General features: G+C 74.0%; 23 protein-coding genes. 4 read left to right on the forward strand and 19 right to left on the reverse strand.

What is annotated here, in order from left to right:
• Window positions 1-7 precede the first annotated feature (7 nt).
• The 15 genes from IEX42_RS04670 to IEX42_RS04740 all read right to left on the reverse strand — a co-directional run bounded on the left by IEX42_RS04670 (window position 8) and on the right by IEX42_RS04740 (window position 17128).
• A complete protein-coding gene (locus IEX42_RS04670) occupies window positions 8-718 on the reverse strand; it encodes a YggS family pyridoxal phosphate-dependent enzyme (protein WP_188778665.1) in 711 nt (236 codons plus the stop codon).
• Entirely contained in the window at window positions 715-1434 is a 720-nt protein-coding gene (gene pgeF / locus IEX42_RS04675; protein ID WP_188778667.1) for a peptidoglycan editing factor PgeF, read from the reverse strand. Before pgeF ends, IEX42_RS04670 begins: the two co-directional genes overlap by 4 nt.
• Before the next feature lie 20 nt (window positions 1435-1454).
• The gene (gene ftsZ / locus IEX42_RS04680) at window positions 1455-2660 is read right to left on the reverse strand and encodes a cell division protein FtsZ (protein WP_188778669.1); all 1206 of its coding nucleotides are present in this window, start codon (window positions 2658-2660) and stop codon (window positions 1455-1457) included.
• 253 nt (window positions 2661-2913) lie between these two features.
• On the reverse strand, window positions 2914-3696 hold the full coding sequence (locus IEX42_RS04685; RefSeq protein ID WP_188778670.1) for a cell division protein FtsQ/DivIB: 783 nt from the start codon (window positions 3694-3696) through the stop codon (window positions 2914-2916).
• Window positions 3693-5111, reverse strand: coding sequence for a UDP-N-acetylmuramate--L-alanine ligase (murC, locus tag IEX42_RS04690; protein WP_188778672.1), 1419 nt, complete (start codon window positions 5109-5111; stop codon window positions 3693-3695). The genes IEX42_RS04685 and murC overlap by 4 nt, the downstream gene beginning before the upstream one ends.
• A complete protein-coding gene (murG, locus tag IEX42_RS04695) occupies window positions 5108-6199 on the reverse strand; it encodes an undecaprenyldiphospho-muramoylpentapeptide beta-N-acetylglucosaminyltransferase (protein WP_188778674.1) in 1092 nt (363 codons plus the stop codon). The genes murC and murG overlap by 4 nt, the downstream gene beginning before the upstream one ends.
• Window positions 6199-7503 (reverse strand): putative lipid II flippase FtsW, encoded by a 1305-nt coding sequence (ftsW, locus tag IEX42_RS04700; RefSeq protein WP_188778677.1) that lies wholly within the window; start codon window positions 7501-7503, stop codon window positions 6199-6201. The genes murG and ftsW overlap by 1 nt, the downstream gene beginning before the upstream one ends.
• Window positions 7500-8948, reverse strand: coding sequence for a UDP-N-acetylmuramoyl-L-alanine--D-glutamate ligase (gene murD / locus IEX42_RS04705; protein WP_188778679.1), 1449 nt, complete (start codon window positions 8946-8948; stop codon window positions 7500-7502). The genes ftsW and murD overlap by 4 nt, the downstream gene beginning before the upstream one ends.
• 61 nt (window positions 8949-9009) lie before the next feature.
• On the reverse strand, window positions 9010-10083 hold the full coding sequence (gene mraY, locus IEX42_RS04710) for a phospho-N-acetylmuramoyl-pentapeptide-transferase (RefSeq protein ID WP_188778681.1): 1074 nt from the start codon (window positions 10081-10083) through the stop codon (window positions 9010-9012).
• The gene (locus IEX42_RS04715; protein ID WP_188778683.1) at window positions 10083-11477 is read right to left on the reverse strand and encodes a UDP-N-acetylmuramoyl-tripeptide--D-alanyl-D-alanine ligase; all 1395 of its coding nucleotides are present in this window, start codon (window positions 11475-11477) and stop codon (window positions 10083-10085) included. Before IEX42_RS04715 ends, mraY begins: the two co-directional genes overlap by 1 nt.
• Before the next feature lie 7 nt (window positions 11478-11484).
• Window positions 11485-13008 carry a UDP-N-acetylmuramoyl-L-alanyl-D-glutamate--2,6-diaminopimelate ligase gene (locus tag IEX42_RS04720; protein ID WP_229660589.1) on the reverse strand — a complete coding sequence of 508 codons (1524 nt, stop codon included), beginning with the start codon at window positions 13006-13008 and terminating at the stop codon, window positions 11485-11487.
• A gap of 26 nt (window positions 13009-13034) precedes the next feature.
• A complete protein-coding gene (locus tag IEX42_RS04725) occupies window positions 13035-14768 on the reverse strand; it encodes a peptidoglycan D,D-transpeptidase FtsI family protein (RefSeq protein ID WP_229660590.1) in 1734 nt (577 codons plus the stop codon).
• 44 nt (window positions 14769-14812) lie between these two features.
• Window positions 14813-15457, reverse strand: coding sequence for a cell division protein FtsL (gene ftsL, locus IEX42_RS04730; RefSeq protein WP_188778685.1), 645 nt, complete (start codon window positions 15455-15457; stop codon window positions 14813-14815).
• On the reverse strand, window positions 15454-16431 hold the full coding sequence (rsmH, locus tag IEX42_RS04735; protein WP_188778686.1) for a 16S rRNA (cytosine(1402)-N(4))-methyltransferase RsmH: 978 nt from the start codon (window positions 16429-16431) through the stop codon (window positions 15454-15456). Before rsmH ends, ftsL begins: the two co-directional genes overlap by 4 nt.
• Before the next feature lie 259 nt (window positions 16432-16690).
• Window positions 16691-17128 carry a division/cell wall cluster transcriptional repressor MraZ gene (locus IEX42_RS04740; RefSeq protein WP_188778688.1) on the reverse strand — a complete coding sequence of 146 codons (438 nt, stop codon included), beginning with the start codon at window positions 17126-17128 and terminating at the stop codon, window positions 16691-16693.
• A gap of 303 nt (window positions 17129-17431) precedes the next feature.
• Here IEX42_RS04740 and IEX42_RS04745 point away from each other — a divergent pair, with 303 nt between their 5' ends.
• Genes IEX42_RS04745 through IEX42_RS04755 form a run of 3 tightly spaced genes read left to right on the forward strand, consistent with a single transcriptional unit; the run spans window position 17432 to window position 21856 of the window.
• Window positions 17432-18406 carry an AAA family ATPase gene (locus tag IEX42_RS04745; RefSeq protein ID WP_188780902.1) on the forward strand — a complete coding sequence of 325 codons (975 nt, stop codon included), beginning with the start codon at window positions 17432-17434 and terminating at the stop codon, window positions 18404-18406.
• Window positions 18407-18416: 10 nt separating this feature from the next.
• Window positions 18417-19634 (forward strand): DUF58 domain-containing protein, encoded by a 1218-nt coding sequence (locus tag IEX42_RS04750; protein ID WP_188778690.1) that lies wholly within the window; start codon window positions 18417-18419, stop codon window positions 19632-19634.
• Window positions 19631-21856 (forward strand): transglutaminase TgpA family protein, encoded by a 2226-nt coding sequence (locus tag IEX42_RS04755; protein ID WP_188778692.1) that lies wholly within the window; start codon window positions 19631-19633, stop codon window positions 21854-21856. The genes IEX42_RS04750 and IEX42_RS04755 overlap by 4 nt, the downstream gene beginning before the upstream one ends.
• Window positions 21857-22057: 201 nt before the next feature.
• On the opposite strand, the gene IEX42_RS04760 is transcribed toward IEX42_RS04755, so the two are convergent.
• From IEX42_RS04760 to IEX42_RS04775, 4 genes are all read right to left on the reverse strand, one after another.
• A complete protein-coding gene (locus IEX42_RS04760) occupies window positions 22058-22537 on the reverse strand; it encodes an SCO2097 family morphological protein (RefSeq protein WP_188778694.1) in 480 nt (159 codons plus the stop codon).
• Between the two features lie 126 nt (window positions 22538-22663).
• Window positions 22664-23887: a DNA polymerase IV gene (gene dinB, locus IEX42_RS04765; protein WP_229660591.1), complete on the reverse strand. Its 1224-nt coding sequence runs from the start codon at window positions 23885-23887 to the stop codon at window positions 22664-22666.
• A 21-nt stretch (window positions 23888-23908) separates the two neighbouring features.
• Entirely contained in the window at window positions 23909-24667 is a 759-nt protein-coding gene (locus tag IEX42_RS04770) for a methyltransferase (RefSeq protein ID WP_188778696.1), read from the reverse strand.
• 43 nt (window positions 24668-24710) lie between these two features.
• A complete protein-coding gene (locus IEX42_RS04775) occupies window positions 24711-25127 on the reverse strand; it encodes an SAV_6107 family HEPN domain-containing protein (RefSeq protein WP_229660592.1) in 417 nt (138 codons plus the stop codon).
• A gap of 296 nt (window positions 25128-25423) precedes the next feature.
• Between IEX42_RS04775 and IEX42_RS04780 the strand changes: the two genes are divergently transcribed.
• Window positions 25424-25921, forward strand: a complete 498-nt coding sequence (locus IEX42_RS04780) for a YbaK/EbsC family protein (protein WP_229660593.1) — start codon at window positions 25424-25426, stop codon at window positions 25919-25921.

Below are 25921 nucleotides of genomic sequence, written 5' to 3' on the forward strand. Positions count from 1 at the left end.
GGCGACACTATCCGCGCGAGGGCCGCGCACCGAGCACCGCGCTCCCGACACGCACGTGTGTCGCGCCGGAGGCGATGGCGGCCTCGAGGTCACCCGACATCCCGGCGGACACCCAGGTCGCCGACGGGTGCTCCTCGCGCACGCCGCTCGCCACCTCCGAGAGCCGCTCGAAGGCCGGCGCGGGGTCGACGCCGAGAGGCGCGACGGCCATCACACCACGCAGGTCGAGACCGTCGGCGGCAACGACGGCATCGGCCAGGACCGGGACGTCGTCCGGCGCCGCACCCGCTCGACCGGAGCCGGGCGCACCGTCGGGGTCGAGGTCGACCTGGACGAGGACCGCCAGCGGGCGGCCCCGCTCGACCGCGCCCCGCGAGAGCCCCGTCACCAGCTTCGAACGGTCCACCGAGTGCACGACGTCGGCGTACGACGCGACCGCCGCGGCCTTGTTGCTCTGCAGCCCCCCGATGTAGTGCCAGCGCAGCGGCGGCTCGAGATCCCGCAGCTCGGCCGCCTTCGCCTGCGCCTCCTGGTGGCGGTTCTCCCCCACGTCGCGCACACCGAGGCCGTGGAGCAGCCGCACCTCCTCGGCCGGGAAGAACTTGGTCACCACGACCAGGGTGATGTCGTCCGCGTCCCGCCCGGCCGCGCCGGCGGCGGCGGCGATCCGCGCGTGCACCCGCTCCAGCCCGTCTCGCAGCTCCGCCTCGCGACTCATGCGGCGTGCCTGCGGACCAGACCGGCCAGGCGGCCCGCGCCGGCGCCGTCCCGGCGGTAGGAGAACAGGTCGGTCCGCTCGCGCGTGCAGGCCGACCGGTCCCTGACGTCCACCCCGACGCGCTCGAGCTGGGCCCGCACCCCGGCCCCGATGTCGAGCGCCGGAGTTCCCCAGGTGGTGGTCGCCCAGGCGGCCGGCTCCACGGCAGCCACCTCTGCGCGCAGCTCCTCGGGCACCTCGTAGCAGCCGCCGCACACGTGCGGCCCGATCCACGCCGTCGTACGAGCCGGGCGCGCACCGAGCTCTTCCATCCGGCGGATCGTGGCGGGCACGACGCCGGCCGCCAGGCCGGGTCGACCCGAGTGCGCCACGGCCACGACACCGGCCTCGGCGTCGGCGAGGACCACGGGCACGCAGTCGGCGACCCGCACGAGCAGCACCAGGTCGGAGCGGTCGGTGACCAGCGCGTCGCACTCCGGGCGGACGGCCGGATCGGCGGCGCGCACGACATTGCCGTGGACCTGGCTCATGTCGGCCAGGTCCGCACCGCCGGCGAAGTCGGAGAGCAGCAGCTCGTGGTTGCGGTGGACGTCCTCGGCGGCGTCGTCACTGCTGACAGCGAGGTTGAGCGAGTCGTACGGCGCACGACTCACCCCTCCCTCGCGATCGGTGAAGGCGACCTCGACCGGGCCGATGCGCTCGCGGGTGAAGTACACCCGCGCAGTATGGCGCGCGCCTACTTCAAGAAGTCGGGCACGTCCAGGTCGTCGGGACCGGGGGCCGGCGGCAGCGGTGCCGAGGGCCGCTCGGTCGAGGGCGACTGCTCGGCGGGGTGGTCGTCGGACCGCTCGGCCGGCGCGGGTGGCGTCTCGGGCCGCGCCGGGGCCGAGGGGCGCTGGTCGTCCGCACGGTGCGTGGGGTCGACCGGGGAGTCGGGGCCGGGGAGCGAGGGGCGCGAGGGCTTCCGGGCCGCCTCGGGGTCGCGGCGCTTGGGCTGCCCGCCGTCGAAGCCGGCCGCGATCACCGTCACCCGCACCTCGTCGCCCAGGGCGTCGTCGATGGTGGCACCGAAGATGATGTTCGCGTCCGGGTGCACCGCGTCGGAGACCATTGCGGCGGCCTCGTTGATCTCGAACAGGCCGAGGTCGGAGCCGCCGGCGATGGACAGCAGGACGCCGTGGGCGCCGTCCACCGACTCCTCGAGGAGCGGGCTGGACACCGCCATCTCTGCGGCGGAGACGGCACGGTCCTCGCCTCGGGCGGAGCCGATGCCCATCAGGGCGCTGCCGGCGTTCGACATCACCGACTTCACGTCCGCGAAGTCGAGGTTGATCAGTCCCGGCGTCGTGATCAGGTCGGTGATGCCGGAGACACCCTGCAGCAGCACCTGGTCGGCCTGCTTGAACGCGTCCAGCATGCTCACGTTGCGGTCGGCGATGGCCAGCAGCTTGTCGTTGGGGATCACGATCAGCGTGTCGACCTCGTCGCGCAGCGAGCCGATGCCGGTGTCGGCGGAGCCCGCACGACGCTTGCCCTCGAAGGCGAACGGGCGCGTCACCACGCCGATGGTCAGCGCCCCGAGAGAGCGGGCGATCTTGGCCACGACCGGCGCGCCGCCTGTGCCGGTGCCGCCACCCTCACCCGCTGTCACGAAGACCATGTCGGCGCCCTTGAGCACCTCCTCGATCTCCTCGGCGTGGTCCAGGGCGGCCTCGGCCCCGACCTCGGGGTTGGCGCCGGCGCCGAGACCCCGGGTCTTCTCCCGGCCGATGTCGAGCTTGACGTCCGCGTCGCTCATCAGGAGGGCTTGCGCGTCGGTGTTGATGGCGATGAACTCCACGCCCTTCAACCCGACCTCGATCATCCGGTTGACGGCGTTGACGCCACCACCGCCGATCCCCACGACCTTGATGACGGCCAGGTAGTTCTGCGGTGCTGCCACGATGGACTGCCTCTCGTGCTCGACGGCGGGAGTGCCTGCTGGTGCTGGCGGGTGCTGGTCTGTGCCGGTCGAGGTCCGAACCCTAACCCTCCACTAGAGGGTTATAGTTATGTCAACCTCGGCCAGTGGGAACACGTTAGGCACGGCCCGTCCCCACACCGCGGCAACACGCCCTCGACACGCCCGGACGTTTCCGCGAGGTGGGCAGACCGGGCGACTCGAGGCGGCCGGCGCGTGCGGCGAGGTACCCCGCTCAGCGGGTGGTCGGGCGCGAGGGGACGCTGACGTCGAGGGTGCGGAACCTCTTGTCCGTGAACAGGGCGAGCACCTTCGCCTTGTCGGCGGAACGGCCCGACGAGCCCCACTGCACGGTGCGGTCGTCGCGCAGGGTCAGCTCGATGCCGTCGACGGTGGCCACCGAGACGTGGTCGACGCGACGCAGCACGTCGGCCGGCAGCGCTCCGACCACCCGGGCCGCCTCCTGGAGGGCGTCCTGGTCGGCGCCGGTCTCGTCCTCGATCTCGGGCAGCCCCTTGGGGCGGGCGTCGTACCGGCGGAACAGCACGCCGTCGGCGGACAGTGCCCGCCAGGAGCCCTGACGGGGTACGACGGCGACGGGCGTCCGCTCGGTGACGTCGATCCGCACGGTGCCCGGCCACTGCCTGGACACCCTGGTGGACTCGATCGCGGGGATCGCGGAGAGCCGGGCGCGGACGGCGTCGGTGTTGATCCGCACCATGGGGACGCCCATCGGCACCCGGGCGGCGTCCTCGACCGTGACGGGGTCGAGCGAGTCGACGCCGTGCACCTCGACGTCGTCGGAGGCGAGCACCGACGACCAGCCGACCAGCCACACCAGCACCCCGGCCAGCACGACCGCGAGCGCGATCCACAGCGGACGGTGCCGGCGGCCGCGGCCCTGCTGGCGGCCTTCACGGCGGCGCCGCTCGAAGAGCTCGCGCTCGATGCGCACGGTCTCCTCGTCCGTGCCCACCGTCGGGGGCTCCACCGGGCCTCCCCGCGTGCTGGTGCTCATCGGCCCGCCTCCTCCAGTGCGGTGACCAGCCGGGGCGCCAGCTCGGTGACGTCGCCCGCCCCGAGCGTCAGCAGCACGTCGCCGCGCCGCGCTGCCGCGACCATCGCAGCGGGGACGTCGGCGGCGAGGGGGACGAACGTGACGGCGTCCTCCGCGAGGGGTACGGCGCCGGCGACCAGGGCGCCGGTGACCTCGGGGTCGGGGTCCTCACGGGCGAGGTAGATCTCGAGCACCCAGACGAGGTCGGCTGCGCCGAGGGCCTGCCCCATCGCGGGGCCGAAGGCCCGCGTGCGCGAGACCAGGTGCGGCTGGAAGACCACCAGCACCCGTCCCTCCCCCGCCAGCGAGCGCGCCGCCTGCAGGTCGCCGCGGATCTCCTGCGGGTGGTGGGCGTACGAGTCGTAGACGCGCACTCCCCCGACGTCCCCCCGCAGCTCCATCCGACGCCGGGTGCCGGTGAAGCCGGCCATCCCCTCCAGCAGCGCGGGAGCGTCGTACCCGAGCTCGAGGCCGGCGCCGAGCGCGCACAGCGCGTCGAGGACGTAGTGCCGGCCGGGGATCTGCAGCGCGAGCTCGACGTCCTCTCCGCCCGGCAGACGTACGCTCGCCCGCGCGGTCGACCCGACCAGCCGCAGGTCGCTCGCGCGGAGGTCGGCCTCGGCGGACTCGCCGACGCCCACGACGCGCAGGCCGCGGTCGCGGGCGGTGGCGGCCAGCGCCGCGGCACCGGGGTCGTCGACGCACGCGACGAGCACACCGCCGGGTCGCACCCGCTCGAGGAAGGTCTCGAAGGCCGCGTGGTAGGCCTCCTCGGTGCCGTAGTTGTCCAGGTGGTCGGCCTCGACGTTGGTCACGACCGCGACCTGCGGGGAGTAGACGAGGAACGCACCGTCGCTCTCGTCGGCCTCGGCCACGAAGACCTCGCCGGTGCCCTCCTGGGCGTTGACGCCGGTGGCACTCAGCTCGCCCCCGACGGCGTACGTCGGGTCGGCCCCGGCCGCCTGCAGGGCCACCGTCAGCAGCGACGTGGTGGTCGTCTTGCCGTGCGTGCCCGCCACGGCGACGACCCGCCGGCCCTGCATCACCGACTCCAGCGCGGCCGAGCGCGGCAGCACCCGCAGCCCGCGCCGCTGCGCCTCGAGGACCTCCGGGTTGTCCTCCCGCACGGCGGTGGAGACGACGAGGGTGTCCGCGTCGGCGACGTAGGCGGCGTCGTGACCCACCCAGGTCGTCGCGCCGAGCTCGCGCAGAGCGGCCAGGCCGGGCGTCTCCCGGGCGTCGCTGCCGGAGACGCGTACGCCGCGCGCCAGCATGAGGCGGGCGATGGCCGAGAGCCCCGCACCACCGATCCCGACGAAGTGCACCGCACCGAGGTCCTCGGCGGGCAGCAGCACGTCGGGCACGGGGACCCTCACGACGCCCGCTCCCCCGCTGCGTCGAGCACCATCGCGGCCAGCTTGTCGTCGGCGTCCAGCGGGATCACGGTCGCCGCGACGCGACCCATCGACGCCAGCCGGCCGACGTCGCCGAGCAGGTCGGGCAGGGTCGTGGCGACGTACTCGGGGGTCAGGTCCGCGTCGGCGACCAGGAGCCCTCCCCCGGCCTCGACCACCGGGGCGGCGTTGAGCGCCTGCTCGCCGTTGCCGTGCGGCAGCGGGACGTACACCGCCGGCAGCCCGACGCCGGAGACCTCGGTGACGGTGTTGGACCCGGCGCGGCACAGCACCGCGTCGGCCGCGGCGTAGGCGAGGTCCATCCGGTCGACGTACGTCTGGACGACGTACGCCGCGCCCCGGGTCAGCGCGGAGTCGAGGTGAGCCTCGCCGGCGGGTCCGACGACGTGCAGCACCTGCACCCCGGCGGCGGCGAGCGCGGGGGCCGCGGCGGAGACCGACCGGTTGATCCGGCGCGCCCCCTGCGACCCGCCCGTGACGAGCAGCACCGGGGCGTCCGGCGAGAGCCCGAAGTGGGCCAGCGCCTCGGCCCGCAGCGCAGGCCGGTCCAGGGTGGAGATCATCCTGCGCACCGGCAGGCCGACGTACGTCGCGTGGCGCAGGTCGGTGCCCGGGAAGCTGGTGGCGACGTGACGCGTCAGGCGGGCGCCGAGCCTGTTGGCGATCCCCGGGACGGCGTTGCCCTCGTGCACCACGATCGGCACCCGGCGTCGGCGGGCGGCGAGGTAGGCCGGCACCGAGACGTAGCCGCCGAAGCCGACCACCACGTCGGGCCGCACCCGGTCCAGCACGTCCAGGGCGGCGCGCACCGTCGCGCGCAGCCGGCCGGGCGTACGGAGCAGGTCGGCGTCGACCTTGCGCGAGAGCGGCACCGGCGGCACCAGCTCCAGGGGGTAGCCCGCGGCCGGGACCACCCGGGTCTCGAGGCCGCGGGAGGTGCCGAGCGCCGTGATCGCGACGTCCGGCACGGCGCGCTCGAGGGCGGCGGCGGTCGCGAGCAGCGGAGAGGTGTGGCCGGCGCTGCCCCCGCCGGCGAGGAGCGCCCGCATCAGGCGACGGGCCCGGGACCGGTGGCGGCCGAGGGACGGCGCGCGGGAGCGGCAGGACGGCGGCCGCTGTCCTGCCGGCTCTGCTCGCGGCGGCGCGCCAGGGCGCTCGCCGCGGCCGGCTCGCGCCGGGCGAAGGAGACGAGCAGACCGATGGCGACCAGCTCGGGGACCAGGGAGGAGCCGCCGTACGAGACCAGCGGCAGCGGGATGCCGACCACCGGCAGCAGCGTCAGCACCATGCCGATGTTGATCAGCGTCTGCACGGCCAGCCAGATCGTGATACCGGCGGCGAGGTAGCGGACGAAGGGCTCCTGGGCCTGCGAGGCGATCCGGATGCCGGCCCAGAAGATGCCGAGGAACAGCACCAGCACCAGCAGGGTGCCCACCAGGCCCAGCTCCTCGCCGAGCACGGCGAAGATGAAGTCGGTGTGCGGCTCCGGCAGGCTGCCCCACTTCTGCTGGGAGGCGCCGATGCCCTTGCCGAAGATCCCCCCGGAGGCCAGACCGAGGATGCCGTGCCCGCTCTGGTAGCCCTCCTTGTCGAAGTGCTGGAAGGGGTCGATGAAGCTGGTCATGCGGGAGAGCCGCTCGGGGCTGGAGGCCGCCAGGACCAGCGCGACCGAGCCGGCCAGGCTGGCCGCGATCGCGAACAGCCGCAACGGCGCGCCGACCACCCAGAGCATGCCCAGGATGATCCCGCCGAGCACCAGGCCGGTGCCGAGGTCACCACCCATGCCGACCACCATCCCTGCCATCACGAGGAAGACCGGGATGACCGGCACCAGGACGTGGCGGGTCTGGTCGAGGTAGCGGTCCTTCATCGCGTAGATGTGCGCGCACCACAAGATGAGTGCGAACTTCGCGATCTCGGCCGGCTGGATCTGCAGCGGTCCGCCGAACGAGACCCAGTTGCGGTTGCCGTTGACGGTCACGCCCAGCGGTGACTGGGTGAGCGCGACGAGCACCAGCGCCACGCCGATCGCGGGCCAGGCGAGCCCGCGGATGAGTCGTACGGGCAGCTTGCTGACGAGGAAGGCCGTCGGGACACCGATCGCCATCCAGACGGCCTGCCGCTCGAACCAGCGGTAGCTGTTGCCCGACTGCCGGTACGACAGCACGGAGGAGGCGCTGAGCACCTCCATCAGCCCGATGCCGAGCAGGAGGGTGGTGGCGCCGATGAGGACGAAGTACGGCGCCAGCGGGTGGTTCACGCGCTCGCGGAGCGTGGCCCGCAGGCCGGCGGCGACCGGAGCGACACCGCGCTGCCCGGCGGTGGCCGGGCTCGAGCCCTGGGCCGCGCTCACCGCTCGCCCCGCGACACCGAGCGGACGGCGTCCGCGAAGGCGTCGCCGCGGGCGGCGTAGCTCGCGAACTGGTCCATCGAGGCGCAGCCGGGGGCGAGCAGCACGGTGTCACCGGGCTCGGCGAGCCGGCGGGCAGCAGCCACGACGCCTTCCATGACAGGAGTCTCACCCGCGGGTACGTCGACCACGGGGACTTCCGGCGCGTGTCGCTGCAATGCCTCACGAACCACATCAGCATCACGACCGATCAGCACCACCGCACGCAGCCGGTCCCGCACCTGGCGGACCAGGTCGTCGAAGCGTGCCCCCTTGGCCAGGCCGCCCGCGACCCAGACGACCGGGTCGTACGCCTGCAGCGACGCCTTGGCCGCGTGGGGGTTGGTGGCCTTGGAGTCGTCGACGTAGCTGACGCCGTCGATCGTGGCGACGGTCGCGATCCGGTGCCCGTCGGGGGTGAACGTGCGCAGCGCCTCGCGGACCGCCTCCGGCGCGACGCCGTGCGAGCGGGCCAGCGCGGCCGCGGCGAGGGCGTTCTGCACGTGGTGCGGGGCGGGGCTGGAGAGCTCGCCCACGGTGCACAGCTCGACCGCCGAGGTCTGCCGCTCGGCGATGAACGCCCGGTCGCAGAGCACGTCGTCGACGACCCCCAGCATCCCCACGGCGGGCGTGCCGAGGGTGAACCCGATCGCCCGGGCGCCCTCGACGACGTCCGCCTCGCGGACCAGCCGCTCGGTCTCGGGGTCGAGGACGTTGTAGACGCAGGCCCGCTGCGCGCGCTCGTAGATCCGGCCCTTGTCGGCGGCGTAGGCGCGCATGTCGTCGTACCAGTCGAGGTGGTCCTCGGCCAGGTTGAGCACCGCGGCCGACTCGGCCGACATCGAGGAGGTGTAGTGCAGCTGGAAGCTCGAGAGCTCGACGGCGAGGACGTCGTACGGGTCGGGGTCCATCACGGCCTCGACGATCGGCAGGCCCACGTTGCCGGCAGCGACCGTGCGCAGGCCGCCCGCGCGCAGCATCGCCTCGAGCATCTGCACCGTCGTGGTCTTGCCGTTGGTCCCGGTGACGGCGAGCCAGGGCGCGGGGGACGCGGGGTCGCGCAGCCGCCACGCGAGCTCGACCTCGCCCCAGACGGGTACGCCGCGCTGCGCCGCCTGGGCGAGCAGCGGAGCACTCGGGTGCCAGCCGGGCGAGGTGACGAGGACGTCGACCTCGTCGGGCAGGCGCGCGGTGCTCCCCTCCCCCAGCCGGACGGTCGCGCCGAGGCTCTCCAGGAGTGCGCCGCGCTCGGCACGGTCGCCCGCGTCGGACTCGTCCAGCGCGGTCACCTGCGCGCCGAGGAAGGTCAGGTTGTCGGCGGCGGCGTAGCCGGAGACGCCGAAGCCGGCCACGGCGGCGCGGACGCCGGACCAGTCCGAGGTCCGTCCCAGGGAGCCGGGATCGCTCATGCGGGGTCCCCGCGGCGTTGTTCGGAGGAGCGCAGCGGAGGAGAAGAACGTCGTGGGGTGTTCATGCGCCGGCGACCCACTCGGCGTAGAAGACGCCGAGCCCGGCGGCCACGAACAGCCCCGCCATGATCCAGAACCGGACCACGACGGTGATCTCCTCCCAGCCGAGCAGCTCGAAGTGGTGGTGCAGCGGCGCCATCCGGAACAGCCGCCTGCCCTTGGTCAGCTTGAAGAATCCGACCTGGAGGATGACCGAGACGGTCTGCAGGACGAACAGGCCGCCGAGCAGCGCGAGCAGGAACTCGGTGCGGGTCAGCACCGCCATCCCGGCCAGCGCGCCTCCGAGGGCCAGCGAGCCGGTGTCGCCCATGAAGATCTGCGCCGGGGAGGCGTTCCACCACAAGAACCCGAAGCAGGCGCCGGTGATGGCGGCCGCGACGACCGCGAGGTCGTACGGGTCGCGCACCTCGTAGCAGGCGGGCCCGGGGTTGCTCACCCCGCAGAACTGGTTGTTCTGCCAGATGTTCATCACCGTGTAGGCCCCGAAGACCATCGTGGCCGACCCCGCCGCCAGGCCGTCGAGCCCGTCGGTGAGGTTGACCGCGTTCGACGCACCCGCGATCAGGATCACGATGAAGACCACCGCGAGGATCGCCGGCAGCACGAGGGTCTGGGAGTCGCGGATGAACGAGATCGCCGCGCTGCCCGGGGTCTGCCCGCGGTCGTCGGCGAGCGCGGGCCACAGGCAGGCGGCGCCGAAGACCACGGCGATGACCGTCTGGCCGATGAACTTCGCCTTGGAGCGCAGCCCGAGGTTGCGCTGCTTGTAGATCTTGATGAAGTCGTCGAGGAAGCCGACGGTGCCCAGCCCGACGTACAAGAAGAGCAGCAGGAGCGCGGAGGCCGACGGCTCGGAGCCGGTGAGCAGCTTCGCGATGAAGTACGACAGCACGCTGGCCAGCACGATCACCAGGCCGCCCATCGTCGGCGTGCCACGCTTGGTCTGGTGGCTGGTGGGGCCGTCCTCGCGGATCAGCTGGCCGAACCCGCGCTCGGAGAGCACGCGGATCGCGATCCGGGTGCCGATGAGCGTGAGGACCAGCGAGAGGCCACCGGCGAGCAGGATCGCTCTCATCAGGTGGTGCCCTCCTCTGCCAGCAGTCCGTCGACGACGCGTTCCAGCCCGACCGAGTGCGAGGCCTTGACCAGCACGACGTCGGGCGCCCGCACAGTCTCGCGCAAGTGGTCCACCGCCTCGCGCACGCCCCGCGCGCGGTGTGGCGACCCCCACCCCCGGGCACCCTCCAGCAGCCCCCACACGGCCGGCGAGTCCTCGCCGACGACCACCAGGTGGTCCACGCCGAGCTCGCGGGCCAGCGCGCCGGTCGCCTCGTGCGCCGCACGCGAGGTCTCTCCCAGCTCGGCCATCTCCCCCAGCACCGCGATCGTGCGGGCGCCGGTGCGCCGGCCGATCCCCGCGAGGGTCTCCAGAGCGGCCCGCACCGACTCGGGGTTCGCGTTGTAGGCGTCGTTCACGATCCGTACGCCGTCGGCGCGCTCGGTGAGCTCCATGCGCCAGCGCGAGATCGCGGTGACCTCGCGCAGCGCCGCGGCGGCCCGGTCCAGCGGGACCCCGACGGCGAGCGCGGCCGCGGCCGCGGCCGCGGCGTTGCCCGCGTGGTGACGCCCGAGCAGGCGCAGGTCGACCTCCTCGGTACGCCCGCTCGCGGTGAGCGCGAAGGAGGGTCGGCCCAGGTCGTCGACGACCAGGTCGTGCAGGCGTACGTCGGCCCCCTCGCCCTCGCCGAAGGTACGGACGTGCCCGCGGGTGCGCGCGGCCATCGCGGCGACCCGGTGGTCGTCGGCGTTCAGCACCGCCGTCCCGTCGGGCCCCAGGGCCTCGACCAGCTCGCCCTTGGCCTGCGCGATCGCGTCCCGGCTGCCGAACTCACCGATGTGGGCCGTGCCGACGTTGAGCACGAGCGACACGTCCGGCGGAGCGATCGCGCACAGGTCGGCCAGGTGCCCGATGCCCCGCGCGCCCATCTCCAGCACGAGGTACCGCGTGGCCTCGTCGGCGCGCAGGACGGTCAGCGGCAGGCCGAGCTCGTTGTTGAACGACCCCTGCGTGGCGACCGTCGGGGCACTGCGTCGCAGGACCTGGCCGAGCAGGTCCTTCGCCGAGGTCTTGCCCTGGGAGCCGGTGATGGCGACGACGTGGAGCGGGCCGAGCTCACGCCGCCGGGCCAGCCGCTGCCGCGCCAGCGTCTGCAGGGCGCCCTGCACGTCGTCGACGACGACCGTGGGTGCGTCGGTCGGTCGGGAGCCGAGGACCCCGGCCGCACCGGCGCCACGGGCGACCTCCGCGTAGTCGTGCCCGTCGACGTGCTCGCCGGCGAACGCGACGAAGAGGCCGCCGGGCTCGGCGAGCCGGCTGTCGATCACCGCGGGCGCCGTCACCGGGGCGTCGGCCCCGTGCAGCGCACCGCCGACGAGCGCGGCGATCTCGGACAGGCTGGTCGCGATCACGGCCGCCTCACCTCGACCCTTCGATCAGCTCACGGAGCACCACGCGGTCGTCGAAGGGGTGGACCACGCCGTCGACCTCCTGCCCGGTCTCGTGACCCTTGCCGGCGACGAGCACGACGTCGCCCGGGCGGGCCAGGTCGACCGCGAGCGCGATCGCGTCGCGTCGCCCGCCCACCTCGTGCACCTCGGCACGGGACCCCTCGGTGACGCCCGCGAGGAGCTCCGCACGGATCGCCGCCGGCGACTCGGTGCGCGGGTTGTCGTCGGTCACCACCAGGACGTCGGCGAGGGACGCGGCGATCTCGCCCATCAACGGACGCTTTCCGGTGTCGCGGTCACCGCCCGCGCCGATCACCACGACCAGCCGGCCGGTCGTGACCGGGCGCAGGGCCTCCAGCGCGGCGCGGACCGCGTCCGGCTTGTGGGCGTAGTCCACGACCGCCTGCCACGGCTGGCCGGCGTCGACCCGCTCCAGCCGGCCCGGGACGCCGTGCCCGGCCGCGACGCCGCCGGCCACTGCGGCGACGTCCAGGCCGGCCTCGACGCACCCGGCGATCGCGCACAGGGCGTTCGCCACGTTGAACCCACCGGCCAGCGGGACCCGGGTACGGACCCGCTCCCCCGTCGGCGTCACCACGGTGAACTCACTGCCGTCGGGGGCGGCGTCGACGTCCTCGGCCCGCCAGTCGGCTGGGTCCCCGGCGGCCGAGAAGGTCACCAGCGGCACCTCGCCGCGCGTCCTCACCTGGTCGGCCAGCCGGCGCCCCCACGCGTCGTCGACGTTGACCAGCGCACGGCGGCAGCGCTCGGGGGTGAACAGCGACGCCTTGGCGGCGAAGTAGTCCTCGACGGTGTCGTGGAAGTCGAGGTGGTCGCGCCCGAGGTTGGTGAACGCGGCGACGTCGAAGACGACGCCGTCGACACGGCCCATCACGAGCGCGTGGCTGGAGACCTCCATCGCGCAGGCGCGTACGTCGTGCTCGCGCATCACCGCGAAGAGCGCCTGGAGGTCCGGCGCCTCCGGCGTCGTCAACGACGAGCGCACGTCCTCGCCGGCGATCCGCGTGCCGTTGGTGCCGACGACGGCCGCGGTGGTCCCGCTCGACTCGAGCGCCGCCTCGGCCAACCGCGTGGTCGTGGTCTTGCCCTGGGTCCCGGTCACCGCGAGCAGCGCGAGGTCGAGCGCAGGGTGACCGTAGACCCGTGCCGCGAGGTCGCCGAGCCGTGCCCGAGGCTCGTCGACGACGAGCACCGGCACCGCCGCGTCGACCAGGTCCGCACCCTCGGTGTCCGTGACCACCGCGACCGCGCCCGCCGCCACGGCCGCACCGGCGTACGACGCCCCGTGCGCGCGGCTGCCGGGGAGCGCGGCGTACAGGTCACCGGGGCGGACCCGCTGCGAGCTCAGCGACAGCCCGGTCACCTCGACGGCCGCCTCCTCGAGGCCGCCGGGGGACGGCACACCGAGCCACTGCGCCACCACGGCCAGCGGGGTGCGCGCGGGATCGCGCGGCCGGGTCAGATCGGGCACGCCGTGACGCTACCGAACGGTCCTGGCTACCAGTCGATGGGCAGGGCGGCCGACTTCGTGCCGGTGGGGGCCACGCCGTAGCGCTGGAGCAGGTAGGTCTGGATCTTCGAGAACGCCGGACCGCCGATCGAGCCGCCCCCACCGCCGTTGCGGGGGTTCTGGACCACGACGTAGACGGTGAACCGCGGCTTGTCGGCCGGCGCGAAGCCGGCGAACGAGACCGTGAAGGTGCCGTCGTACCCCTTGCCGTCGGCGCCGACGCGCTGCGCCGTGCCGGTCTTGCCCGAGACCCGGTAGCCGTTGACCTGGGCGCCGGGTGCGGTGCCGGTCTCGGGGTTGGGGACCATCTCCATCATCTGCGCCATCTGCGAGGCGGCCTTGGCGGAGATCACCCGGTGGCTGGTGGTGTGGTCGGTGCCGACCGTCTCGCCGGAGTCGGTGGTCGCCGACCCCTCGATCAGGCTGGGGCTGACGTACGTCCCGCCGTTGGCGATCGTGTTGACCGCGCTCGCCATCTGCAGGGTGTTCACCGAGACGCCCTGACCGAACGCGATCGTGGCGTGGTTGATGGGCTGCCAGCCGTGCCAGTCCGGCAGCAGACCGCGGGTCTCGCCCGGCATGCCGACCTCGGTCCTCGTGCCGAGCCCGAAGCTGCGCAGGTGCTGCCACATGTCCTCGTCGCTGAGCTGGCGCGAGGCGAGCGCGGTGCCGATGTTGGACGAGCGGGCGATCACGCCGGTCGTGGTCAGGTGGATCGCGGGGTGGTCGAACCAGTCGTGGATCGTCCGGTCGCCGATGTCCAGCTGGGGCGGTACGACGAGCTTGGTCTCCGGCGTGAGCCGTCCCTCGTCGAGCAGCGAGGAGAGCGTGAGCACCTTCGAGACCGAGCCCGGCTCGTAGACGTCCTGCAGGGCGCGACTGCCGAGGTCGGACTTGTCGGCGGTCGAGGTGTCGTTGGGGTCGAACGTCGGGTAGTCGGCCAGCGAGAGCACCTGGCCGGTCTTGGTGTCCATCACGACCGCGGAGCCGGAGTCGCTGCGCGAGCTCTCGACGGCGTTGCGCAGGACGCGCTGGACGTACCACTGCAGGTCGCGGTCGATGGTGAGCTTCAGGTCCTTGCCGTCGACCGGCTTGACCGTGGAGTTGTCACCCAGGGGGATCCGGTTGCCGTCGCCGACCTCGTAGGTCTCCTTGCCGTCCTTGCCCGACAGCAGGTGGTCGAACGCGGACTCCAGGCCGGCCCCGCCGGTGATCTTGCCCTTGTCGTCGCGGCCCTGCGCCTGGACGCCGACGAGGTTCGCGGCGACGTCCTTCGCGGGGTACGTCCGCAGCGGGTCGGGCTTGGTGTAGACGCCCGCCAGACCGGCCTTGTTGAGCTTCTTGACCACCGCGGTCGCGACCGTGGAGGGCACGCGCCGCTGGAGGTACTGGAAGCGGCTCTTCGGCTTCTCCAGCCTGGTCAGGGTGTCGAAGTAGTCGACGTCGATGTCGTCGGCCAGGATGCGGGCGATCTGCGCCGCGTGGTCCTTGGTCTGCGCGGGGTCGGCGACGAGCATGTCGCCGTCGACCGACTCGGCGAGGGCACCGCCCTTGCGGTCCACGATCTCGCCGCGTCGCGCCGGGAGCACGGCGGTGACGGCGCCCGCGGCCTCCGCCTGCGCGGCGTACGCCTTCGGGTCCAGGCCCTGCAGCTGGAAGGCACGCACGCCGAACAGCGAGAGCCCCATCGCCACGACCACCATCAACCAGCGCAGCCTCACGTGCGCCGTGCCACGGCGCCCCGGGGCACCCTCCGGGCCCCGGCTCACCCCGCGTTGCCGTTCTGCTGGATGTTCTGCTGCACGCGCCCCTGCACGGTCGAGGCCTGCCGCTTCTTCGCGGCGGCGTCCGCCTGCGCCTTCGCCTTCACCTGGGCGGGCGTCAGCGCGGGTGTCGGCGCCGGGACCCGGACGACACGCGGCCGGGGGTTCAGGTCGGCGGGCTTCGCCGCGGGCCTCGGGTTGATCCGCATCGCGTCGCCGGCCGCGGCCGCCTTCGGCTCGCCCAGGACCTTGCCGTCACCGAGACGGACGAAGGCCGGGTTCACGGCGGGCACCAGGCCGAGACCGCGAGCCCGTACGGCCAGCTCCTGCGGGTCGTTCTTCTTCTCCAGCGCCATGGACAGCGACTGCTGGCGGTTCTCCAGGTCGTCGGCACGGTCCTGCAGCCGGGTCGCCGTGAACGCGGACTGCTGCATCCAGGTGTTGAACAGCAGGAGTCCGCCCACACCGAGAACAAGTACCAGCCCCACGAGCCCGAGGAAGGGAACCCGCGAGCGCCGGGCGATTCGCTCGGGCACGACCGCCAGCCGCGGCCGCCTCGGGGTCCGGGCCTGCGGACGCGCCTGGGGTCGGGGCTGCGGGCGGCTGGCGGGCCGGCGGGGGGCCCGGGCCGAGGACGTGGTGCTCACGCCGCCACCTCGCGGACGCGCTCGGCGGCACGGACGCGGACGCTGGCCGCACGGGGGTTCTCGGCGACCTCCTCCTCGGAGGCCTGCTCGGCCCCACGGGTGAGGAGCCGCAGCTCGGGCTCGTACCCCTCCGGGACCACGGGCATGTCGTCGGGGACCCTCGACCGGGTCCCCTGGGCCAGCACCTGCTTCACGATCCGGTCCTCCAAGGACTGGTAGCTCATCACCACGACCCGACCTCCTCGCCCGAGCGCCGAGACGGCGGCCGGGATCGCCCGGCGCAGCACGCCGAGCTCGTCGTTGACCTCGATGCGCAGCGCCTGGAAGGTGCGCTTGGCGGGGTGTCCGCCGGTGCGGCGGGCCGGGGCCGGGATGACGTCCCGGATCAGGTCCACCAGCCGGGCGGAGTCCGTGAACGGCTCGGCGGACCGCTCGCGGACCACGGCACGGGCGATCTGCCGGGCGAACTTCTCCTCGCCCCAGGTCCGCAGCACCCGTGCGAGGTCCGCCTCGGCGTAGGAGTTGAGCACCTCGGCGGCCGTGAGCTCGGTGGTGTCGTCCATCCGCATGTCCAGCGGCGCGTCCTCGGCGTACGCGAAGCCACGCTCGCGCACGTCGAGCTGCATCGACGAGACGCCGAGGTCGAACAGGATGCCGTCGACCCGCTCGACGCCGGCGGCCCCCAGGATGCGGGGCAGGTCGTCGTACACCGCGTGGACGAGGGTGGTGCGGTCGGCGTACGCCGCCAGCCGCTGCCCGGCGAGGTCGAGGGCGTGCCGGTCACGGTCGACGCCGACGAGTCGCGCGTCGGGGCACCGCTCGAGCAGCGCCTCCGCGTGGCCGCCGAGCCCGAGGGTCGCGTCGACGCAGACCGCACCGGGCCGCTCCAGCGCCGGGGCCAAAAGGCCGACGACGCGCTCGCGCAGGACCGGCACGTGCCGCGGGGAGGTCCCCTGGCGTTCCGGCTGCGTCATCGCTCGACCTCGATGGTGCGGGTGTCTGGGTGGGTGCTGTGAGTGCTGCTCAGCGGCTCGCAGGCCCCGGTCCGGGTCCGCCGGATCGGGGCCCTCCGGGTCGCGCTCTGGCACCGGGGAAGGGGTGTCAGAGCGAGAGGTCCGGGTGGCGCGGCACCGACGTCGGGGAAGTACGCCGGTGCGGGTGCGGGCCCGGGCCGGGGCCTGCGAGCTGCTGTGGAGTTGTGGTCTGCGGGTGGTGCGGGCTGCGGGAGCGGGATCAGTCGTCGACGAACCCGAAGGCGCCGTCCAGGTCGGCGAACTCGTCCTCGGCGCCGCCCTGGGCCAGGTCCCACTGCTCGGGGGCCCAGATCTCCACGTGGTCCAGCACGCCGGTCACGACCACGTCGCGGTCGGTGATCCGGGCGAACTCACGCAGCTGGCTGTTGAGGCCGATCCGCCCCTGCTTGTCCGCGGTCTCCTGGGACGAGAGGCCGAACAGGAACCGGATGTGACGACGGGTCTCGCGGTCGGTCTGACTCTTGCGTCGCAGCGCAGCCGAGCTCTCCTCGAACCCCGCCTGCGACCAGACCTGGAGACAGCGGTCCTGGCCTGGTGCCACCACGACCTCCCCTGTCAGCGCTTCGCGGAACCTCGCCGGCAGCACGAGCCGGCTCTTGTCGTCGAGCCGAGGCCGGTAGTTGCCGGTGAAGTACATCCGGCACTCCTCTCTGCTCCACTGCGCCCCACAGTACCCCACTTTCCCCCACCGTCAACCACCATTCCCCACCACTCCCCCCACCTGCCCCCCACCCGCTCCCCACCGCCCCTGCGCGGCGCCACCGCGTGGCCGACGGCGGCGTGCGTCCTCCACCGAGGGGCACTCCGGGCTCGAGGGGCGGCGGGTGTTGACCCCGTGCTGTTGACTGGGCGGAGCCGGCCGAGAGCCGCCGCCGGCGCCATCGACCCGGGAGCACCGCAGGTGACCAGCAGCCCCTCGACGACCGATGTCCCCGGACCGGTGCCGGACCCGGCAGCGGGCCCCGACCGCCTCCACGCCCTCGTCGAGACCACCGGCCGGATCCGAGCCGCCGTCGACGGGGTGATCGAGGGCAAGTCGGAGGTGACCCGGATCGCCCTCGTCGCCCTGCTCGCGGAGGGGCACCTGCTGATCGAGGACGTGCCGGGCGTCGGCAAGACGATGCTCAGCAAGACGCTGGCGCGGGCCCTCGACTGCACCGTCAAGCGGGTGCAGTTCACGCCCGACCTGCTGCCCTCGGACGTCACCGGCGTCTCGGTCTACAACCAGGAGACCCGCGACTTCGAGTTCCGCCCCGGCGGGGTGTTCGCCAACATCGTCGTCGGTGACGAGATCAACCGCGCCTCCCCGAAGACGCAGTCCGCGATGCTCGAGTGCATGGAGGAGCGCCAGGTCACCGTCGACGGGACGACCTACGCGCTCGAGACGCCGTTCCTCGTCGTCGCCACCCAGAACCCCGTCGAGATGGACGGCACGTACGCCCTCCCTGAGGCGCAGCGGGACCGGTTCATGGCGCGGGTCTCGATGGGCTACCCCGTCAAGGCCGCCGAGATCGCGATGCTGGCCTCGCACACCGACGGCGCCTCCACGCCGTACGACCGGCTGCGACCGGTCGCCGACGCCGCGGAGGTGCGCTCGATGATCGCGACCGCCGCGGGCGTGCACGTCTCCGAGGCGGTGCAGCGCTACGCCGTGGCCATCGCCGACGCGACCCGGAGCGCACCCGAGCTCCGCCTGGGCGCCTCACCGCGAGCGACCCTCCACCTCGTACGCGCCGCGAAGGCCAGCGCCGCGATGGAGGGCCGGGACTACGTCGTCCCGGACGACCTGCTCGCCCTGGCCCCCGCCGTGCTGACCCACCGGTTGATCCCGGGCGTCGAGGCCCTGTCCAGCGGGCGGAGCGCACGAGAGGTGCTCGACGGCCTGCTCGCGCGGATCCCCGTCCAGGCCGGCTGACGAGGCACCCGTGCGTCGCACGCTCGGCGCGCTGACCCTCCGCGGTCGCGCCTTCCTCGCCTCGGGGCTCACGGCCGTCGTCTGCGGCCTGGTGCTCCGCGAGCGCGACCTGACCCGGATGGGCCTGCTGGTCGCGGTGCTGCCGCTGGCCGCCGCGCTGTTCGTCGTACGCCGCTCCCAGCACCTGTCGGTACGCCGGGAGCCCACCGCCGACAGGGTGGGCGTGGGCGACACCGTCCGGGTCGCGGTCCGCGTCGAGAACGGCGGGCCGGGGACCGGTGTGCTGCTGCTCGAGGAGCACGTGCCCGACGAGCTCGGCGGAGCCCCCCGCTTCGTCGTCCCCGCGCTGGGGCGCTCGGAGGTCTCCCGGCTGGAGTACTCCGCGACACCCACGACGCGCGGGCGGCACCAGGTCGGACCGATGACCGTTCGTCGCCGCGAGCCGTTCGGCATGGTCGAGGTGCAGCAGGAGCTCAGCGGGTCGACCTCCGTCCTCGTGCTTCCACAGGTGGTGCCGCTGCCCGCCCTCCGGCTCTCCGGCGGCCGGTTCTCCACCGGCGAGGAGTCGCCGCGCTCGTACTCGATCGGGACGGTCGCCGACGTCGTGGTGCGCGACTACCGCCGTGGCGACGACCTGCGGCGCATCCACTGGCGCAGCACCGCACGCACCGGCGACCTGATGGTCCGCAACGAGGAGCAGCTGTGGCAGGCGCGTGCCGTCGTCGTCCTCGACAACCGGCGAGCTCGCCACCGCGGGAACGGCGCCGGCTCCTCGCTGGAGAGCGCCGTCGTCGCCGCCGCCTCGGTGGTCGCCCACCTGCGCGACGCCGACTTCACGGTCCGGCTGGTCACGGCCGACGGCGTCGTCGACGGGCGTACCGAGCCCGGCAGGCCCCCCGACGCCGCTCCGCTGCTGGACGCCCTGGCGGTCGTCGGGCTCTCCGGTGCCACGACCATGCCCGACCTGTCGACCGGTGAGGACTCCGCCCCCGGGGTCGCGGTCGCGGTGATGGGCGACGACCGGCCCGAGGACCGCCCGTGGTGGTCGCGGCTCACCGGGCGCGGGGCGCAGGGCCTCGCCCTCCGGCTCGACGTCGAGGACTGGGCGGTCCACACCGGGACACGAACGCAGGTGACGCCGCCGGCCTGGCTGCTCCAGCAGGGATGGCACGTGGCTGTGCTGGACCGGCGCACCTCGTTGCCCACAGCGTGGCGGGGCCTGCTGTGACGCGTCTCGACTCCACCTCCGCGCGCCTCCAGGGCGCGGCCGAGGCCCTGCTGGCCGTCCTCACCGGGTGGACGGCGGTCCTGGCCTGGCGCGGTCTCGTCGAGGACCCCGGCGCCTTCACGACCCCTCTGCTCGCCGGCGCGCTGCTGGTCGGCGCGGTCGGCTGGGTGATGCGTGTCCTGAGCGGTCGGTGGTACGTCGTCCTGCCGGTCCAGCTCCTGATCGGCCTGCTGTGGGTGCAGGAGCGCTACACCGGCACCTGGTTGCCCACGATCGGCGACCTGAGAGGTGTCGGCGACTGGCTGGGGTCCGGAGCACTGGCCGGGCAGAAGTTCGTCTCCCCGGTGCCGGCGGAGTACCCGCAGCTCCCCTACCTCCTCCTGCTCGGCGGGCTCGGCATCGTTCTCGCCGTCGACCTGCTGGCCTGCACCCTGCGCCGCGCCCCTCTCGCCGGGCTGCCGCTGCTCCTCGCCCTCACCATCTCGGCCAGCCTGCTGATCCAGCCTGTCTCGCTCGGCGTCTTCGTGCTCAGCGCCGCGGGCTGGCTGCTGCTCATCGCGCTCCAGGCCGGGGAGGAGCTGGCCGGCTGGGGCCGTGGACGGCTGGGCGGTGCCCGCGGCGCACTGACCTCGATGACGGCGAAGATCGGGCTCACCTGCGCGGTCGTGGCGGTGCTCGCGACCAGCGTGCTCTCCGCCGAGGGGCGCCAGCTCGGCGACATCGGTCAGGGCCCCGGCGTCGGTTCGATCACCACCACCAACCCGTTGCTGGACATGCGGCGCAACCTGCGCCAGCCCGACGACCGTCCGCTGGTGCAGGTCCGCACCTCCGCGGGCACGCCGACGTACCTCCGCACCACGGTGCTCGACGACTTCACGGGACAGGTGTGGCGCCCCTCGCGGCGTACGGCGTCGGGCACCGAGCCGGTGCCGGGCGTGCTTCCGCCGCCCCTCGGCCTGCAGGTCGCGTCCCAGGGGCCCGAGCGTGAGTGGGACCTGCGGGTGTCGCCGAGCTTCTCCTCCCGCTGGCTGCCGCTCCCCTTCCCGACCCGGGACCTGTCGGTCGACGGACGCTGGCGCTACGACCCCGACACCCTCGACGTGGTCGCCACCGGGGGCCTGACCACGGCGGGTCGCTCGTACTCCGCCACGACCGCCGCGATCCGTGCCGACGCGGCGCTGCTGCGAGAGTCCGGCCCGGCGCCGAGCGCGCTGCGACGGAGCATGACGCGCCTGCCCGATCAGCTGCCCGACGCCTTCGCCGACACCGCGCAGCAGGTCACGGCGCAGGCGTCCAACGACTTCGACCGGGCGGTGGCGCTGCAGGACTGGTTCCGCGGGGACGGCGGCTTCCGCTACAGCACCTCCCCCGCTCCTGGGTCGGGGATCCGGACGCTGGAGCGGTTCATCACCACCGACCGGGTCGGCTACTGCGAGCAGTTCTCGACGGCGATGGCGGTGATGGCACGGACCCTCGGCATCCCGGCGCGTGTCTCGGTGGGCTTCCTGCGACCTCAGGAGGTCGGCGGCGAGTACGTCTTCTCCGGGCGCGACCTGCACGCCTGGCCCGAGCTGTACTTCAACGGCGTGGGCTGGCTGCGCTTCGAGCCGACGCCTGCCGCGCGTACCGCGGACGCACCCGCGTACACCCGACAGCCGGCCGAGCAGCAGGTGCCCGACGCCCAGCCCTCGGCGCAGCCGACCGCCCAGCCGTCGGGTACGGCGCCCAGCCGCGCACCGCGGGCGCTGGACGACACCGGCAGCGCCACCGACGACGGCGGCGTCCCCGTCCTGGTCTGGCCGCTCGGGCTGCTCCTCGTGCTGCTGCTGCTCGGCGCGCCGCGACTGCTCCGCTCCGCACTGCGACGACGACGCTGGGCGGCCGCGACGTCGACCTCCTCCGCCGCGGAGGCCGCGTGGGCCGACGTCCGTGGCACCGCGAGCGATCTCGAGCTGCGCTGGGTGCTCGAGGGCACGGTGCGCCAGAACGCCGCCGAGGTGCACAGCACGGTCGAGGTCTCCGCGGAGGCCGAGCGAGCGCTGGCGGACGTGGTGCGGTTCGTCGAGGTCAGCCGCTACGCGCGGGGCAGCGACACGCTGCAGGTCGACCGCGTCCGCGCCGACGTCGAGGCCTGGCGCGAGGAGATGTTCGCGGCCGTCGACCCGCGCCGTGCGCGTCGGGCGCGGTGGTGGCCTCGGTCGCTGCTCCGACGCAACCGGTAGGAGTCAGCTTTCAGCAGCCCGTTGTCGCCGCGGCGGCGCTGCCAGCGGTCTTCCCCTCGGCTGCACGAACGAGCCGCGGCGAAACACGTGGTCCACGCCGACGTCGAGGCCTGGCGCGAGGAGATCTTCGCGGCCGTCGACCGCGCCGTGCGCGCTGGTGGCCTCGGTCGCTGCTCCGGCGCAACCGCTGGGAGTCAGCGCTCAGTAGCCGTTGTCGCCGCGGCGGCGCTGCCAGCGGTCTTCCATCCGCTGCATGAACGAGCCGCCGGAGGAACGCTTGGTCCGTCCCTTGCCGGGCTTCGCCTTGCGCGAGTCCTTGCCGCCCTGGATCAGGCTGAGGCCGGACTGCCCGCCGTCGGCGTCGGCCGCCTCACGGTCCTCCTGCTCGCTGGAGGCCTGCCGGTGGTGCCAGGCGTTCAGCCCAAGGGTGGCGGAGGCGAGCATCACCACGAAGCCCACCACTCCGAGCACGGCCTGGACGGCCGCGCCGGCGCCGAGGACGACACCGCTCATCAGCAGCACCACGCCGACCACGAAGGCGACGCCGGAGACGACCAGCCGGAACCGGGTGGCGCGGGCGAAACGCGTGCCCCGCAGCGTCGAGGCGAACTTCGGATCCTCCTCGACGAGGGCACGCTCCATCTGCTCGAGCAGTCGCTGTTCCTCGTCGGAGAGTGGCACCGGAGCCTCCAGTAACGATCGGTCATGGCAAGTGTAGGCAGGTGACGGTCGCGCCGGTAGCGTCCCCCGGAAGGATTTTCGGACATCTCGTCCGATCGCCTCCCGGTGGTCCTCCCCGGTGACCGGTCACGGACGATCCTCTCGCAGCAGCGACGCAGGGCGTACGGCGTACCGGCCGAACCGGCGCACGGCGCGGTCCGACGCGCGATCGGCGTCCGCCCAGCCGTGCTCGCGCGCCCCCAGCACCAGCTGCTCGTGCACCCCGTCACGGCGCTGCAGCCCCTCGAGCCGGACACCGACCAGCCGGACCCGGGTCCGCCGGAGGCCGAGGGCGGAGTACAGCTCGCATGCGGTCGCGTGGACGGTGGTCGTGACGTCGGTGGGATCGGCGAGCGTGCGGGACCGGGTGAGGGTCGTGAAGTCGGCGAACCTGACCGTCAGCGCCACGGTCCGTGCGACGAGGCCGGCCGCGCGTGCCCGCCGGGCGACCGCGGCGCTGCGTCGCAGCAGCTCGCGCCGCACGAGTGTGGTGTCGTCGGTGTCGTGACCGAAGGTCGCCTGCGAGCCGATGCTGCGCTCGCTGGGCCGCGCGGCCCCTGCCGGGCTGACCGGGTGCGGGCTCACCCGGCACGAGTCCGTCCCCCAGGCGAGGGCGTGCAGGTGCGTCCCGGCGCGGGGACCGACCGCCCGGCACAGCTCGGGCAGCGGAAGGTGGGCCAGGTCGGCCACGGTCCGGACGCCGAGGCTCTCCAGTCGCTGCCGCGAGCGCTCTCCGACGCCCCACAGCTCGCCCACGTCGAGCGGGTGGAGGAAGTCGACGACCGCGTCGGCCGGCACGCGTACGACACCGTCGGGCTTGGCCCGCCGACCGGCGAGCTTGGCCACCGAGCGGGTCGGCCCGATGCCGACCGAGCAGGTGATCCGCTGCTCGTCGTGCACGCGGGCACGTACGTGCTCGGCCACGTCGACCGGCGAGGCGAAGCGCCGCAGCGCACCCGCCACGTCCACGAACGCCTCGTCGACCGACATCATCTCGACCATCGGGGTCACCTGGAGGAGGAGCTCGCGCACCGCCGCGGAGCTCGCCTCGATCTCGGGGTAGGCCGCCGGCAGCACCACCGCGGTCGGGCACAGCCGCCAGGCCCGGGTCATCGGCATCGCGGAGCGCACACCGCAGCGGCGGGCTTCGTACGAGGCCGACAGCACGACGCCCCTGGCGCCGCCTCCCACGATCACCGGGCGTCCGTGCAGCTCGGGCCGGTCGCGGATCGTGACCGAGACGAAGAAGGCGTCCATGTCGACGTGCAGCAGCGTCGACCGGTCCGACCGGTCACCGGCCTCGCCGGTCAACGCCGGGACCGCTCGAGCGGCTCAGGCGCCGGGCAGCGAGGCGAGGACGTGCAGCTGGGCCGCGAGGGTGAGGTACTCCGGCCGGTCGGTCGCCAGGCGCTCCAGCTCCAGCAGCGCCTCGGTGGCGCCGGCCTGGAGGTCGAGCAGCGACCCCGGGACCAGGTCGGCGAACACCCGGACGCCCTGCATCCGGTCGAGGCGCAGCCCGACCTCGTCGAGCAGCTCCTCGACCTGCCCGGCGGTGAACCGTCGCTCACCAGCGACCCGCTCGGACCCCGCCGGCGCCAGTGTGCCCTCGAGCAGCGTCCGTGCCTCGGCGAAGCCCCCCGACATCGCGCGCGCGAGCACCGCGGCGTGGGCCTGGGCGACGGTGAGGCTGAGGGCGCCGCCGGGACGCAGCGCACCGGCGATCGTCGCGAGACCGGCGGCGGGTGCGTCCAGCAGGCCGAGCACACCGTGGCAGAGGACGAGGTCGGCCCCGGCTCGCGGCACGAGGTCGAGCAGGCTCGCCAGGTCCCCCTGCAGGCCGGTGACCCGAGCGGCGACATCGGCCTCGGCGGCTCGGCGGCCCAGCGCCGCGAGCGCGTCGGGGCTGGGGTCGACCACCGTGACCTCGTGACCGAGCCCCGCCAGCCGGACGGCGAACCCACCGGTCCCGCCACCCACGTCGAGCACGCGCGCCGGGCCGGGGTCGCCGGGCCGGGCGGTGAGGACGTGCTGGACGGCCTCCCAGACCACCGCGGTGCGTGCCGCGGCTCGTCGCTCGGATGCACGCTCCATGGCCGCCACCCTAGGCGGGTGGTCGGTACGGCGGAGGGCCGGCTCACGCGACCGACCACTGCTCGACCGGGGCGTGCCGCACGACCCCGAGGGCGTCCTCCACCACCGCGAGGTAGCGGTCGGCGTCGCGGAGCAGGTCGTCGGCCTCGCGCTCGGAGACGGCGTGCCGGGCACCGGCCTGGGCGGCCGCCCGCTTGGACGCGCCGGCCGCGAAGAGCGTCGCCCACTCACCGAGCTCGGGCGCGACCCGGGTCAGCAGGACCCAGGCGTTGCGCTGCCGGCGGCCCCGGGGAGGACCGTCGGGTCTGGCCCGCGCGGCCAGCACCGCAGCCGTCGCCTGCAGCGCGCAGACGTGCGCGGCGGCATAGCGCTCGCCGGCCTCCCGGGCGTCGCGCGCCTCGTGGAGCGAGCCGGATGCGCGCTGGAGGTACCCGAGTGCCGCCCCCGATGCGGTCACCACCGCGTCCCCCTCGTGCCGGACACGAGCCTGCGTGCGAGGACCGAGCGCAGCTGCCACCAGCGAGCCCGCACTGCGGGGCGTCCTGCCGGTCGCCGGGGGTCGTGCCGGCCTGGTCGGCGTGGTCGGCGGTCTCGCCGGGTCGCGGTTCGGACGTCGTACGGTCGCACATCAGCCTCCTGCTGCTCCGGCTCGCGCCGGTCTCGTCTGCGATGCCTCGACCCTCGAACAATTGTTCGAACGACGAGAACGCTACACCTCGTCACGGACAGGACTCAACGGGCGCTAGCGTCGGAGCCGTGACGGACGACGAGAGCACCGCGCGCCCGACGGAGCACGCCTCCGTCGCCCGCTTCCGCTCCGAGCTGACCAGGCTGGGCGGCAACGGACGCATCGTCGTGCTGCCCGACACCGTGCACACGGCCTCCCTCGCCGCGCAGGCGCTGGGCTGCGAGGTCGGAGCGATCGCGAACAGCCTGCTCTTCGACGCCGAGGGCGAGCCGGTGCTCGTCCTCACCTCGGGAGCGCACCGGGTCGACACCGAGCTCACGGCAACCGCGACCGGCGTGACGTCGCTGCGCCGCGCCACGCCGGAGTTCGTACGTCGCCACACCGGTCAGGTCATCGGCGGCGTCTCCCCGATCGCCCACCCGGCTCCGGTGCGTACCTTCCTCGACCGCTGGCTGCGTCGTCACGACGAGGTCTGGGCGGCCGCCGGCCACCCGGCCGCCGTGTTCTCCACCAGTGCCGAGGAGCTGGGCCGCCTCACCGGCGCCGTCGAGATCGACGTCGCGTGA

The sequence above is a fragment of the Marmoricola endophyticus genome (assembly GCF_014644415.1).
GTDB classification, from domain to species: Bacteria; Actinomycetota; Actinomycetes; order Propionibacteriales; family Nocardioidaceae; genus Marmoricola; species Marmoricola endophyticus.